Raw genomic sequence first — 14,066 nt, 5'->3', positions numbered from 1 at the left:
TTTCTACAGGTTATTTCCTAAAATACGCTCCAAAACGGCATTCACCTCTTCTACATTTTGCACATTTTCTTTTCGCATCATCAATTGGTTGCCCTCTTTATTTGATTTTTCTTTCAATGTTGCCTCCCGCGGATTTTTGTGCAAGTAAGAAATAATGTTCCGGAATTTTTCACTCTGGTAGAATTTATCTTGTGGATTGGATGGAAAGTAGCCTAAGAAAATTCCATTTTTCACCACAATTTTATCGAAGCCAATTTCTGCCGCAATCCATTTTAAAGCCACACTTTTCAATAAATTCTTGGCTTCTGGCGGCACAGGACCAAAACGGTCCATCAATTCATTTTCAAAGGCCTGCAAATCATTTCTATTTTCAATATCTGCAAGTTTTTGGTATAAGGACAATCTTTCTTCAATGCTTTGAACATAAGAATCCGGCAGCATGAGTTCCATATCAGTGTCAATGTTCACTTCCCTCACCGACTTGAATAATTTTTTACGGTCATCTTCATTCTCAAATAGATCTTCGAATTCTGCCTCATTTTGCAACTCTTCCAAAGCTTCCTGCATAATTTTTTGGTAGGTGTCAAATCCCATTTCATTGATAAAACCACTTTGTTCACCACCCAATAGATCTCCAGCTCCACGAATTTCTAAATCTTTCATTGCGATTTGAAAACCACTTCCCAAATCAGAAAACTGTTCGATGGCTTCTAATCTTTTTCGTGCGTCAGAAGTCATCATATCAAACGGTGGCGTGATGAGAAAACAAAACGCTTTTCTATTGCTTCGTCCAACCCGGCCACGCATTTGGTGCAAATCTGCCATTCCAAATCTTTGGGCATCATTAATGAAAATGGTATTGGCATTTGGAACATCCACTCCACTTTCTATGATGGTGGTAGAAACCAAAACATCATATTTCCCTTCCATAAAATCCAGTACGTTTCTTTCCAGCTGTTTACCGTCCATTTGTCCGTGACCTGTAATTATTTTAGCATCAGGAACTAAGCGCTGAATCAGCCCGGCAATATCTTTTAAATTTTCTATTCTATTATTGATGAAATAAACCTGTCCGTCTCTCTGAATTTCATAAGATATGGCATCCCGAATAATCTCTTCACTAAACCCTACGATATTGGTCTCTACCGGTTGTCTGTTTGGCGGTGGCGTTTTAATAACGGATAAATCACGCGCTGCCATTAAAGAAAACTGCAATGTTCGTGGAATCGGTGTTGCCGTCAAAGTCAACGTATCAATATTGCTTTTTAAAGTTTTCAGTTTGTCTTTTACATTTACTCCAAACTTGTGTTCCTCGTCAATAATGAGCAATCCTAAATCTTTAAACTTGACACTTGGACTTACCAATTGATGCGTTCCAATAACGATATCTATTTTCCCATCTTTCAATCCGGCTAAAGTTTCTGATTTCTGTTTTGCACTTCGAAAGCGGTTCATATAGGAAATAGTCACCGGAAAATCTTTTAATCTTTCCGTAAAACTTCGGTAATGCTGAAAGGCTAAAATGGTAGTAGGAACTAAAATGGCGACCTGTTTTCCATCCGTTGCAGCTTTAAACGCTGCCCGAATCGCAATCTCCGTTTTTCCGAAACCTACATCACCACAAATTAAACGATCCATCACGGTGTCGTTTTCCATGTCCACTTTTACATCTACGGTTGCTTTTTCCTGATCCGGCGTATCTTCATAAATAAAACTGGCTTCTAACTCATTTTGCAAATAAGAATCGGGAGCGAAGGCAAATCCACGCGCCGTTTTTCTTTCCGCATATAGTTTAATGAGGTTGAAGGCGAGTTGTTTAACCTTGGCTTTCGTTTTCTGTTTTAAAGATTTCCAGGCAGGTGAACCAAGTTTAGAAAGGACAATATCTTTTCCATCTGCTCCATTAAATTTCGAAATTTTGTGAAGGGAATGAATACTTACATACAGTAAATCTCCATTTTTATAGATGAGTTTGAAACATTCCTGCACTTTTCCATCGTTATTGACCTTCACCAAGCCCATAAACTTCCCAATTCCGTGATCGATGTGCGTAATATAATCGCCCACTTTCATCTGCATCAAATCTTTCAGGGTGAGCTGTTCAGATTTCGCGAAGGAATTCTTTGCTTTAAATCTTTGATACCGGTCAAAAATCTGATGATCTGTATAGACAGAAATTTGATGGTCTGTATCTACAAAACCTTCATGCAATTCGGATTTAAAAGATTTAAAGGGGATATTGCTTTCTAACTCTTCAAAAATAGATTCTAATCTATCCTTCTGCTTTTCGGAGGAGAATGAAATCCAAATATCAAATTGATTCTCCCGCTTCTCTTCCAAATCTTCTATCAGCAGTTCGAAATTTTTATGAAACGTAGGTTGTGGCGTTTGCTTAAGTCGGATTTCTATTTTATCTACTGCCGCATCTAAAGTTGTTAAGGTAAAATCTATACTTTTAAATAATTGGTAATCAGCTAATAATCCATCTTTTGAGACAAACAATTCTGCGGGTGTTCTGTACTGAATGTCCTTATTTAAAGTCAAGTATTTCTCCTCTGCTTTGGCGTAAAAGTCATTCATCTTTAAAACGCCTAAAAAAGCATTCTTTGAAATAATGAAGGTGTCTTTTGGCAACAATTGCAGGAGGGAAACCTTATTGGCGGCACTTGCAAAATTCATATTAGAAACCAGCTGAAATTCTTTCACTATTCCATTGGTGAGCTGCGTTTCTATATTAAAGGTTTTAATGCTTTCAATTTCATTCCCGAAAAAAGTAATCCGATAAGGTTCTTCATTGGAAAAGGAAAAAACATCTACAATTCCTCCTCGAACAGAAAATTCTCCCGGTTCGGACACGAAATCGCTCAAGTTAAAATTAAATTGATGCAGCAATTCTTCCGTGAAATCAAAATCCAGACTTTCTCCCGCTTTGATTAAGTGAGAAATCGCCTTGAAATCTTCTTTCTTCAAAACCATTTCTGAAATTGCCGAAAATCCTGCGACAATTACTTTCGGTTTCTTACCGGAATTAAGTTTATTCAGCACCTCTGTTCTTAAAACCAAATTCGCATTCTGGGTTTTCTCAATTTGATAGGGCTCCAAATGCGTGGCAGGAAAATAAAGCACATTTTCTTTGCCCAATAAATCTTCCATTTCTGCCGTCACGTAGAGAGATTCTTCGCGATCTTCGATAAGAAAAAGTATGGTTTTTTTCCGGGCTAAAAAAAGTTCTGCCGCAAAAACAGAGGGTGATGATCCCGCGAAACCCTTCACAGAAAGATGCTGATGTTGCTCTAAACCCGCGAAAATTTCTTTTCCAAATTCATTTTTAAGAAGATCCGGTAAAAACAATTGATGAATTGGTTTTAATTGCATGTAGAAAAAATATATATGATAAGATTACAAACGACAAAAGCGATTTCGGGACTTCCCGAAATCGTTTTGAACTGCAAATTTACGTAATTTATGGTTACTCTAAATTCTACTTGATTTTAGATCTCTTCGATATTCACTACAATGCGCAATCTCCTTGTCACTACTATTTAAATTGGGTACATTTATGATCTTCCTTTTTGTATTTTTAAAAAAAATTATTCCATGTTTAAAAGACATCCAATATTTCTATTGCTACTCGGATTGCTCCTCATAATTGGGTGCAGATCAGATTCCACGGAAAATTCCCGAGCTTATGTGGAAGGAAAAGTAAGAAGCAGTTTCATTGATTTTGACATTTATAAAATAAAAATTGTGCAAAACGACAGAATTGTTGCAGAAGCTTTTTTGGAAAAAGACGGAACTTTCAAACTTTCTGGACCAATTTCAAACGAAGGTTATTCCATCACTTCTCCAGAGAAAATAGCGTCTTTTTCCAGTGATAAGCAAGGGCTGATTCTTTCTCCAGATCAACATTCTATTGCAGTTCCCACCGGAAACACCTATCTCAAGTTCAACGAAATAAAATTAGAAGAATGAAATTTATACAACTCCTCTTTCTTCTCTTCAGTCTGGTGATGTTTGGGCAGAAAAATAAAAAAGGTTTAGATGTGGTTTCAAACATTGAGGCAAAAGTAATTGCAATGAAACCCGTTGGAAATAATTCTTTATCCAAAGACCTGCAACCCTTTTATGGTTTTGCATTTGGTGGAAATTTAATGACGCCTATTAATTTTGGGATTGGAGCAGATTTCAGCATGTTGTTTTCCAATGTAGTTTTTGGCAGACAGAATTTGTACGGAAATATTGGGTCACCTAAATTAACCATCATCGATGTTTTTTTATCGCATCGAGAAAACATTTCGGAAGATTTTAAAATAGAAGAAATGGCAGGTTTCAGTTACTATTCCCAGTCCAATCTGTACATAGATCAAGGGCAAGCCAAAAATAAAAATTCTGGATTAGGTTTTAATGTTGGCGGAAAAGCCCTTTATATTTTGGACCCAGAAGGTTATCAAGCTGTTTTTGTAGCGGGGAAAGTGAATTATTACCTGAATAATGTGTACAATGAAAATCCAGAAATTCAGAACTATTACAATAGATCCACTTTCTTAAGTTTAAGTCTCGGCTACCGATTTAATTTTTAAAAACGTTTACTATGAAAACAGCTTTCTTAATTTCTACTTAGGTTTAAGGTTATATTTCTAAAATCTTTTAAATTTGCCCATGCTTAATTTTTTTAAAACAACAATTGCTTTACTCTGGGCAAAAAATCATATTAAAGGTGCCAAAACCTTTAAAAAAAATGCGGTTACCGATCAGGAAAAATTGCTTTTATCTTTTGTGAAGACGGCAGAGAAAACATTATTCGGGCGTGTTCATCAATTTGAGGCTATTAAAAATATAGAAGATTTTCAAAGCCAAGTTCCCATTGCGGATTACGAAGATTTAAAGCCATTTATTGAAAAAGTAAAACATGGTGATGCCAATATTTTGTGGCCCGGAATCCCGGAATATTTTGCTAAAACCTCTGGTACCACTTCTGGCTCTAAATACATTCCCATTTCGAAAGAAGGTATGCCCTTCCAAATTGCCGGTGCCCAAAGTGCACTTTTCCATTACATTGCTAAAAAAGACAGTGCAGATTTTGTGGGTGGGAAAATGATTTTCGTGCAGGGCAGTCCTGAATTAGAAGAAATGAATGGCATCAAAGTCGGACGATTATCCGGAATTGTAGCGCATCACATTCCGAAATATTTACAGAAAAACAGACTGCCAAGTTTAGAAACCAACCTCATCGAAGATTGGGAAAGTAAAATTGAAGAAATTGTAAAGGAGACGGAAAAGGAAAACATGACTTTAATTTCAGGAATTCCACCCTGGTTGATTATGTATTTCGAAAAATTGATTGAGCGAAACGGGAAGAAAATAAAAGACCTCTTCCCAAATTTAGATCTTATCATTACGGGCGGCGTCAATTATGAACCTTACCGTGAAAAAATGGAAGAATTATTGGGTGGAAAAGTGGATATCATTCAAACATTTCCAGCAAGTGAAGGGTTCTTTGCTTTTCAAGATGATTTTGAAAAGGAAGGCTTATTGCTCCTGACAAACCATGGAATTTTCTACGAATTTATTCCCTTGGAAGAATACGGAAAACCGACTGCGAAAAGATTGACTTTGAAAGAAATTGAATTAAATAAGGATTACGCCTTAATCTTAACCACTAATTCTGGACTTTGGGCTTATTCTATCGGTGATGTAGTTCGCTTTATTTCTAATGCTCCACACCGAATTTTAGTTTCTGGCAGAACCAAACATTTTACGTCTGCTTTCGGGGAGCACGTGATTGCCTTTGAAGTAGAAGAAGCCATGAAAGCCACGGTTGAGAAACATTCAGCTCAGATTACAGAATTTCACTTGGCACCAGAAGTAAATCCTGTAGCAGGTTTACCTTACCATGAATGGTTTATTGAGTTTGAAAAAGAACCAGAAAATTTAGATGCTTTTAAAAATACCTTAGACGAAGAATTGCGTAAGAGAAATACCTATTATGATGATTTAATCACAGGGAAAATTTTGCAGCCTTTAATCATTTCCAACCTAAAGAAAAATGCTTTTCTAGATTATGCGAAATCAGAAGGGAAATTGGGTGGTCAGAATAAAATTCCGCGTCTAGCCAATGATAGAAAAATTGGCGATTTCCTAAGTACACTCAAAAAATAATGCGAGAGCGAGAAACTTTTTGCAAAAGAAAAAACCCTCTTGCGAGGGTTTCTTATAATTTATTTGAAGAGTATTAGTTTTTAATAAACTTCGTCACTGCAGTTCCATCTGCATTAGTAATTTTAAGGACATAAGAACCTTTAGACAAATTCTGTACATCTACTTTACCGTCAACAAGGTCAACATTAATTTTCTTACCAGAAATATCATAAACTTCTAAAGAAGAAACCTTAGTTGCTGAATTTACATTGATGAAGTCTGTAGTTGGATTTGGATAAATCGAGACTCTCGCTTTGTTAACATTAGAAACTCCTAGAGCTGGTCTTACTACACTAAAAGTATCAATTCCAATAAAATTAGAATTAGCTCCCGCTGGACCACCATTTTCTACAAAATAACGGAAAGCAAATTTCATTGCAACTGGTGTAGCAGAAACTCCCGCAACTGTAATTGTATACTCTCTCCAAACATCTGGATATCCTGTGGGTCCTGCTAATAATGTAGGATTAATATCAAGATGAAGGGTAGTAAATGAGCCTAAACCCGTAGGTCCACTTGGTAAAGTGGTGGTACCTGTAGAAGATCGAACCTGTAAACGATCAGGGAACGTTGCTCCAGTACTTGTTCTTGTCCAGAATTTTAATACGTCTCCGTCTTGCGCTAAAACATCTGGAGTAATCATCCAATTGCTGATCGTATTTGCTCCAGTTGTATTATTAAAGTTTGCCCCAATGTAAGCTGTTGGAGCTCCTGCTTGTGCAGGAAAAACACCAGAGCTCCCTTGGAACCATGTTGTACTTCCTAGAGGAACACTCTGATTTGTTAAGGTCCAACCTGGCAAAGTAATCGCATCAAAACTTTCTGCGAGAAGCGTAGTTTGTGCATTACCAAATGTTAGCATTCCAAATGCTAAAAGAGAGAATAATTTTGTTTTCATAATAAATTGTTTAGGGGTTAATTAGAGCCAAAGATAAAAAATTTATTAACAAATAGTAAATAAATTAACACTATCGTTTACAATCTGTAAAATAAATCAAAATATGATAAATTTCATTCACTTTTAATTACTCACCACTTTTAATCCCACCACAGACGCGATTAAAGTAGTTACAAAAAATATTCGCCAAAACGTGGCGGGTTCGTCAAACAGAAAAATCCCCATCAGCACAGCGCCTACTGCGCCAATTCCCGTCCAAACCGCATAAGCAGTTCCAATAGGAATCGGTGTGGCTCCTACAGAAATTGCTTTGTACAATAGAAACATACTGAGAAAAAGTGAAATTGCAAATCCAGCCCACCAATAATAACTTTCTCTTCCTGTGGTTTCTTGCGCTTTTCCTAAGCACATGGCAAAACCAGTTTCAAATAGTCCACCAATAATGAGTAATATCCAGTTCATAAGCCAAAGATAATTTAATTTTTTTCTCTAAACTTCACTTCAATTTCCTACATTTCCCGCCGAAAAATGATCCTCCCAAAATGATTTCACTGGAACCCATCCAAACACTAAAAATTCCGGAATTTAGAAACCTCATGACGGGCCGATTTTTTCTCGTGCTTTCATTCCGTATGCTCGCAACAGTAATGGGTTGGTGGATTTACAAATTGACCAAGGATCCTTTTGCCATCGGTTTAATAGGATTGTCAGAAGTTATTCCAGCCGTTTCTACCGCACTTTATGCAGGTCACGTCATCGATAATTCTGAAAAGAAAAGATTGCTTTTAATTTGCAATTACGCTTATGTATTTTTAATCGCTCTGCTTTTAATTCCCGCCTTTTACGGAGAAAGTTTATTGCATTTCAGCAATCTGCAAATCTCCTACTTTATTTACGCCGTCATATTTTTTACGGGTTTTTGCCGCGCTTTTATTGGTCCCATCATTCCCTCTATGATCCCGAAAATCGTGACGAAGGAAAAACTTCCCAATGCAATTACCCTCAATCAGGCTACTTTTCTTACCGCTTCAGTTACAGGTCATGCACTCGGCGGATTTCTTATTCATTGGATAGATATTTCTGGAACTATTGCTGTGGTGGTTGGTTTAATGATTTTTTCTTCGCTTTTCTTTTGGTTTTTAAAGGAGCATCATTCAGAAAATACGTCGAAGGAAATTGGAGTGGTCCAAAGCATGAAAGAAGGAATCGCCTATATTTATAAGACGAAGGAAATTTTGGGCGCCCTCTGTTTGGATATGTTTGCCGTGCTTTTCGGTGGTGCAGTTGCCATGGTTCCCGTTTTTGCCGCAGATATTTTAAAAGTGGGCTCCGAAGGTTTTGGTTTACTCAATGCTGCCTCCGATATTGGTGCCATGTGCGTGATCGTATTTCTGGCTTTTGTTCCGCTGCGTAAAAATCAAGGGAAAATTCTGTTGGTGGCGGTGGCAGGATTTGGATTGTGCATCATCGGTTTTGGTTTGTCAGAATTATATTGGCTCTCTTTCTTCTTACTGGTTCTCAGTGGGATATTAGATGGCATTTCAGTCGTGATTCGTGGAACAATTGTGCAGCTCAAAACGCCAGATTATATTCGCGGTCGCGTTTTAAGTGTAAATTCCATCTTCATTATGTCTAGCAATGAAATGGGCCAGTTTGAAAGTGGCGTTGCAGCCAAATTGTTAGGCGTGGTTCGCTCCGTAGTTTTTGGCGGAACTATGACGGTTTTAATCGCACTTTTTGTAGGAACTACGGTACCGAAACTTCGCAAAATGAATTACTAATTCCTTTTTTTGGAGCGTGAAGAATTGAGATTCTTTTTTAAAAACAGACCGGCTTTCCGTTTCTCCCGAAAAATCGGGATCCACTACAATCCGGGCTAAAACTTCTGGGAGTACTATATTTCACAGGAACTCATTTACTAACATTTTATCCTTATGATTTCTAGGAACTTACCCTAATCCTACAACCTTTTGTTGATTAAAAAATCCCCTTAGATTTTAAAAAAATCTATCTTTGTATCATGACACAGAAAGAAACATTATCGTCTCTCACCCACGGTAATTTTGCGAAGGAGCTCTCTATTTCAGACGGTAAAATGCCGCCAAACGCCGTAGATTTCGAAAAATTAGTGATCGGTACTTTCTTAATAGATAAAAAAGGTTTAGACCATTCCATTGACTTGTTGACCGCTGAGGTTTTTTACGATCCAAGACATCAAGAAATATTTCGCGCCATCGTAAAATTGTTCGAGGGTAACCATCCCATCGATTTAATGACGGTAATCCAAGAACTAAAGAAAACAGAAAGGCTTGGTTTTGCGGGTGGAGACCATTATATTATTGACTTAACCATGGGCGTTTCTTCCAGTGCGCACATCGAATACCATGTTCGTGTTATCCTGGAAAAATTTATTCTCAGAAGTTTAATTAATGTTTCCGCAAATGTCATCGATAGTTCTTATAAAGAATCCACAGACGTTTTCGAACTTTTAGATAAAGCCGAACAGTCATTCTTCGAGATCACCAACGGCACCATCAAAAAAGGTTTTGATACTGCGAATACATTGGTGAAAGCTGCCATCGAAACCATTAAATCTTTAAAAGATAAAGAAGGAATCTCCGGAATTCCCTCCGGATTTAAAGATCTCGATAAAGAAACGGGTGGTTGGCAAAATTCAGATTTAATTATTATTGCAGCCCGTCCTGCCATGGGAAAAACAGCATTCTTGCTTTCTATGGCAAGAAATATTGCAGTTCAACATAATGTTCCACTCGCGCTATTCTCTCTGGAGATGGCTTCTATTCAGTTAATTACCAGAATGATTGCCTCAGAAACAGGTATTTCCTCAGATAAATTAAGAAAAGGACAGATGACCGATGAAGAGTGGCAAAGACTTTTCACCAATGTTGCAGATTTAGAAAATGCACCTTTATTCATTGATGAAACTCCCTCTCTTTCCGTCTTTGATTTTCGCGCGAAATGCCGAAGATTGGTGATGCAGCACGGCGTGAAAATTATCATGGTAGATTACCTTCAGTTAATGACGGCCAACTCTGGAAAAGGTGGCGCAGGAAATCGGGAGCAGGAAATTGCCACCATTTCCCGATCTTTAAAAGCCATCGCAAAGGAATTAAATGTTCCAGTTATCGCACTTTCTCAACTTTCTCGCTCTGTAGAAACACGTCCGGGAAAAAGACCGCAACTTTCCGATCTTCGGGAATCTGGAGCCATCGAGCAGGATGCGGATATTGTGTCCTTTATTTTCCGTCCGGAATATTATAAAATCACCACCTGGGATAATGATGAAGGCGGTGCTGAAACAACTACAGAAAATCAGGCAGAATTAATCATCGCGAAACACAGAAATGGAGCAACCGCAGATGTAAGAATGTCTTTCTTAAAAAACATTGCAAAATTTGCAGATCTAGATCCGTTCGGAAATAGTGGTTATCAATCCTCCAATTTTGCACAGCAAGATGTACCAAGCGGTTTTGAAAAGATTAAAACGACCATTGATCCAGGAGCAGCTTTTGATTTGCCAAAAAGTCAAACTTTATCCGGTTCTTCCATGAACGATCTAGATGACGATGATGATTTTCAATTCTAATTCATGCGAATAGAAATTTACACGGATGGCGCCTGTAGCGGAAATCCCGGCAAAGGCGGTTACGGAATCGTGATGCGCGTTCCGGAAAAAAATTACGAGAAACACTATTCGAAAGGATATCGATTAACGACCAATAACCGTATGGAATTATTGGCAGTCATCGTGGCATTAGAAAAACTGAAATCTACAGATAATGACATTCACATTTTTACCGATTCAAAATATGTGGTAGATGCCATTGAAAAAAAATGGTTGCAAAACTGGGTCAAAATAGGTTTCAAAAACAAAAAAAATCCAGACTTGTGGCGCAGAATAATTCCTTTATTGAAGGAACATAACACTGCATTTCACTGGATTAAAGGACATGCTGGACATCCGGAAAATGAAATCTGTGATGAACTCGCTGTAAAAGCCGCTCAGTCTGCAATTCTTTTAACAGATGAATATTTTGAAGCCCAAAAAGAGGGCGGACTTTTTTAAATGGAAAGATCACCATCCAGAAATACCTAAAAAATTGGGAACATCATTATTCATTTTTTCGATGGAAAAAATGATAATCAATGAATTATATTTGTGAGATGAATTACCTAGATGCCCTGAAGAAAAGATATTCCGTAAAAAAATTCGATGCAGAAAAATCCGTTTCGTCGGAGGTTCTTCATCATATTCTTGAAGCCGCGCAACTCTCGGCAAGCTCCTTGGGATTGCAACCCTACAATATTCTCATCATTGAAACTCCGGAAATGAAGGAAAAATTAATTCCGGCATTTTACAATCCTTCCCAAATTTCTACATGTTCCCACTTGATTGCGATTGTTTCTAAAAAGGGAATCGGGGCGGATTATCTTGGGAAATATTTCAGTTATATTTCTGAGACTCGAGAAATTCCTTTAGATGAATTAAATCCCTTTAAAAATAGTATTTCTAAGCACATGGGCAGTTTAAGTGAGGAGGAAATGTTGAATTGGTCGCAAAAACAAAGCTATATTGTTTTAGGAAACCTCATGTTTGCAGCTGCTCTAGAGGAGGTAGACACTTGTCCGATGGAAGGATTTAAACAAGAACTTATTGATGAAATCTTAGCAATTAATACGGAAAAAGAAAAAGTATCGGTCACTTTGGCAATCGGTTATCGGTCTCAGGATGATGAATTTCAAAATCTAAAAAAAGTGCGAAAACCGAATGATAAGCTCTTTAAATTCATTTAAAATTTTTGAGTAAATTTGAGATGTAAAATAATAAGTCATGAATGTTATAAGACAAATAGTGGAAGTAAAAAACCACAAAATAAATATAGAATTGCCCGAAAATTTTAATGCAGACAAAGTTGAGATTATTATTTTTCCAATAAACCAAGATGAATTTTTTATTTCTGAAGAAGAAAAAGAATTGATGCGCGAAAGAGTAAAAAATACCAATCCGACGGAATTTAAAAAATGGAGAGAAATTAGAGAAAAATATCTATAATGTTACCGTTGAGTTTTCGGAGAAAGATTTTGAAGATTTTGATATTGCATTAGAATATAATCGCGATATATCTTTTGAGTTGGGAAACAAATTCATTAGAAATTTTGAAGAAAGCGCATTACAGTTAGAAAATATTCCATTTTTTCAAGTTCGTTATGATGAAATACGTCTTTGAAAAATCAAAAATTTCCCATTTATTATACATTTTACTATTAGTACTAAAAAAATTGTGATTGTTCACGGAGTTCGCTTTGCACAGCAAAATCCTGAAAATTATCCTAAACCTTAATAATCAATGATAAAAGCAGACGTACTCGTCATCGGATCAGGAATCTCTGGTCTTTCATATGCGATAAAAATTTCCGAAAGAATGCCCGAAGCCAAAATCATTATCGTAACGAAAGCCGATGAAGACGAAAGCAACACCAAATATGCGCAAGGCGGTTTATCTGTAGTAACAGACTTTGATAGAGACAGTTTCCAAAAACACATCGACGATACCATGAGAGCCGGCGACGGGGAAAACAATCTTGACGTGGTGAAAATGGTCATCGAAGAAGGTCCCGAAAGATTTAAAGAACTCGTGGAATGGGGAACTCAATTCGACCAAAAAGATGGACATTTAAGCTTAGGCAGAGAAGGTGGACACACAGAAAACAGAATTGTTCATCACAAAGATATTACAGGCCAAGAAATAGAACGCGCTTTATTAGAAACCGTGAATAAATCGCCTAAGATAGAAATGATGGCGCACCATTACGTGGTGGATTTAATTACGCAGCATCATGTGCCAGATAAAGTTTTTGACCTCAATAAAATTGATTGCTATGGCGCATATGTTTTAGATGAAAAAACGAAAAGAATAAAGAAAATTACGGCAAAAATCACTTTGGTCGCCACCGGTGGCGCTGGACATGTCTATAAAAATACCACCAATCCGATTATCGCAACGGGTGATGGAATTGCCTTCGTGCACAGAGCACGCGGAAAAATTTCCAACATGCAATATTATCAGTTTCATCCCACCGCTTTGTATTCGAAGCGAGATGGAATGTTATTTTTAATTTCAGAAGCGGTTCGTGGAGATGGCGCGAAAATCAGAACGAAAGACGGTGGAAAGTTCATGCATAAATATGATGAACGCGAAGAATTAGCCTCCCGCGATATCGTGGCACGAGCCATTGACAGTGAGCTCAAAATTTCTGGTGATGATTATGTTGGATTAGATTGCCGAGATATGGATCATGAGAAATTCGTGGACCATTTTCCGAATATCTACCAAAAATGTTTAGACGAAGGAATAGACCCTTTCAAACAGCTTATTCCCGTGGTTCCAGCCTGTCACTATTTAATGGGTGGAATTGAAACTGATATGAGCGGTCAAAGTTCCATCAAAAATCTTTTTGCAGTTGGGGAATGTACCAATTCAGGTTTGCACGGCGCTAATCGTTTGGCTTCCAATTCTTTATTAGAAGGAATGGTCTTTGGACATAACGCTGCTTTAAAAACGGTAGAACTTTTAAAAATAAATGATTTCAATTTCGATGATTTAAAAGCAATCCCAGAATGGAATGAAGCCGGCATGAAAATGATGGACGAAATGGTGATGGTTTCTTATCTAAGAAGACAGCTGCAAGAAATGATGAGCGATTTGGTAAGTATTGTTCGAACCCAGGACAGATTGCTTTTGGCCAAGAAAAAGCAACAAGAAATTTTCGAAGCAGTGAATGAATTGTATAGCTATTCTATCTTGTCACCCAAACTTTCGGAACTTCGGAATTTGACGAATATCTCTTATTTAATAATTAAGCAATCCCTTTTGATGAAAGAAAATAAAGGAGCTTTTTTCAATAAAGATTTGGTGTAAATTAAATACTTTTATTTGGGCAGCTTAAT

The 14,066-nt window shown here is 37.2% G+C and carries 12 protein-coding genes; 9 read left to right on the top strand and 3 right to left on the bottom strand.

The features are described from left to right. Positions 1–3 precede the first annotated feature (3 nt). Positions 4–3,375, bottom strand: a complete 3,372-nt coding sequence (gene mfd, locus RCH13_RS07465; protein WP_326986612.1) for a transcription-repair coupling factor — start codon at positions 3,373–3,375, stop codon at positions 4–6. 222 nt (positions 3,376–3,597) lie between these two features. Between mfd and RCH13_RS07460 the strand changes: the two genes are divergently transcribed. From RCH13_RS07460 to RCH13_RS07450, 3 genes are all read left to right on the top strand, one after another. Further along, entirely contained in the window at positions 3,598–3,972 is a 375-nt protein-coding gene (locus tag RCH13_RS07460) for a hypothetical protein (RefSeq protein WP_326986611.1), read from the top strand. Then, the gene (locus RCH13_RS07455) at positions 3,969–4,580 is read left to right on the top strand and encodes a hypothetical protein (protein WP_326986610.1); all 612 of its coding nucleotides are present in this window, start codon (positions 3,969–3,971) and stop codon (positions 4,578–4,580) included. The genes RCH13_RS07460 and RCH13_RS07455 overlap by 4 nt, the downstream gene beginning before the upstream one ends. Before the next feature lie 79 nt (positions 4,581–4,659). Further along, positions 4,660–6,159, top strand: a complete 1,500-nt coding sequence (locus tag RCH13_RS07450) for a GH3 auxin-responsive promoter family protein (RefSeq protein ID WP_326986609.1) — start codon at positions 4,660–4,662, stop codon at positions 6,157–6,159. Between the two features lie 73 nt (positions 6,160–6,232). On the opposite strand, the gene RCH13_RS07445 is transcribed toward RCH13_RS07450, so the two are convergent. After that, positions 6,233–7,096 carry a T9SS-dependent choice-of-anchor J family protein gene (locus tag RCH13_RS07445; protein ID WP_326986608.1) on the bottom strand — a complete coding sequence of 288 codons (864 nt, stop codon included), beginning with the start codon at positions 7,094–7,096 and terminating at the stop codon, positions 6,233–6,235. A gap of 123 nt (positions 7,097–7,219) precedes the next feature. Beyond that, positions 7,220–7,558 carry a DMT family transporter gene (locus RCH13_RS07440; protein ID WP_326986607.1) on the bottom strand — a complete coding sequence of 113 codons (339 nt, stop codon included), beginning with the start codon at positions 7,556–7,558 and terminating at the stop codon, positions 7,220–7,222. 80 nt (positions 7,559–7,638) lie between these two features. On the opposite strand from RCH13_RS07440, the gene RCH13_RS07435 reads away from it, so the two are divergent. The 6 genes from RCH13_RS07435 (at position 7,639) to nadB (ending at position 14,037) form a co-directional block, all read left to right on the top strand. Continuing rightward, the gene (locus tag RCH13_RS07435) at positions 7,639–8,877 is read left to right on the top strand and encodes an MFS transporter (RefSeq protein WP_326986606.1); all 1,239 of its coding nucleotides are present in this window, start codon (positions 7,639–7,641) and stop codon (positions 8,875–8,877) included. Between the two features lie 239 nt (positions 8,878–9,116). Next, complete coding sequence (gene dnaB, locus RCH13_RS07430; RefSeq protein ID WP_326986605.1) at positions 9,117–10,703, top strand: replicative DNA helicase; 1,587 nt, start codon at positions 9,117–9,119, stop codon at positions 10,701–10,703. Positions 10,704–10,706: 3 nt separating this feature from the next. Further along, positions 10,707–11,183, top strand: coding sequence for a ribonuclease HI (rnhA, locus tag RCH13_RS07425; RefSeq protein WP_326986604.1), 477 nt, complete (start codon positions 10,707–10,709; stop codon positions 11,181–11,183). A gap of 98 nt (positions 11,184–11,281) precedes the next feature. Then, positions 11,282–11,911, top strand: a complete 630-nt coding sequence (locus tag RCH13_RS07420; RefSeq protein ID WP_326986689.1) for an NAD(P)H-dependent oxidoreductase — start codon at positions 11,282–11,284, stop codon at positions 11,909–11,911. 37 nt (positions 11,912–11,948) lie between these two features. Next, complete coding sequence (locus RCH13_RS07415; protein ID WP_326986603.1) at positions 11,949–12,170, top strand: hypothetical protein; 222 nt, start codon at positions 11,949–11,951, stop codon at positions 12,168–12,170. Positions 12,171–12,465: 295 nt separating this feature from the next. After that, entirely contained in the window at positions 12,466–14,037 is a 1,572-nt protein-coding gene (gene nadB / locus RCH13_RS07410; RefSeq protein ID WP_326986602.1) for an L-aspartate oxidase, read from the top strand. Positions 14,038–14,066 lie beyond the last annotated feature (29 nt).

The sequence above is a fragment of the Chryseobacterium sp. MP_3.2 genome, from assembly GCF_035984805.1.
Lineage (GTDB): Bacteria > Bacteroidota > Bacteroidia > Flavobacteriales > Weeksellaceae > Kaistella.
Note: the sequence above shows the minus strand (reverse complement) of the source record. Positions and strands in the feature narration are given on the sequence as shown.

Coding starts and splice junctions, on each gene's coding strand:
- mfd (WP_326986612.1), bottom strand. CDS start 3,375: ATGCAATTAAAACCAATTCATCAATTGTTTTTACCGGATCTTCTTAAA.
- nadB (WP_326986602.1), top strand. CDS start 12,466: ATGATAAAAGCAGACGTACTCGTCATCGGATCAGGAATCTCTGGTCTT.
- RCH13_RS07415 (WP_326986603.1), top strand. CDS start 11,949: ATGAATGTTATAAGACAAATAGTGGAAGTAAAAAACCACAAAATAAAT.
- RCH13_RS07445 (WP_326986608.1), bottom strand. CDS start 7,096: ATGAAAACAAAATTATTCTCTCTTTTAGCATTTGGAATGCTAACATTT.
- dnaB (WP_326986605.1), top strand. CDS start 9,117: ATGACACAGAAAGAAACATTATCGTCTCTCACCCACGGTAATTTTGCG.
- RCH13_RS07460 (WP_326986611.1), top strand. CDS start 3,598: ATGTTTAAAAGACATCCAATATTTCTATTGCTACTCGGATTGCTCCTC.
- rnhA (WP_326986604.1), top strand. CDS start 10,707: ATGCGAATAGAAATTTACACGGATGGCGCCTGTAGCGGAAATCCCGGC.
- RCH13_RS07450 (WP_326986609.1), top strand. CDS start 4,660: ATGCTTAATTTTTTTAAAACAACAATTGCTTTACTCTGGGCAAAAAAT.
- RCH13_RS07420 (WP_326986689.1), top strand. CDS start 11,282: ATGAATTACCTAGATGCCCTGAAGAAAAGATATTCCGTAAAAAAATTC.
- RCH13_RS07435 (WP_326986606.1), top strand. CDS start 7,639: ATGATTTCACTGGAACCCATCCAAACACTAAAAATTCCGGAATTTAGA.
- RCH13_RS07440 (WP_326986607.1), bottom strand. CDS start 7,558: ATGAACTGGATATTACTCATTATTGGTGGACTATTTGAAACTGGTTTT.
- RCH13_RS07455 (WP_326986610.1), top strand. CDS start 3,969: ATGAAATTTATACAACTCCTCTTTCTTCTCTTCAGTCTGGTGATGTTT.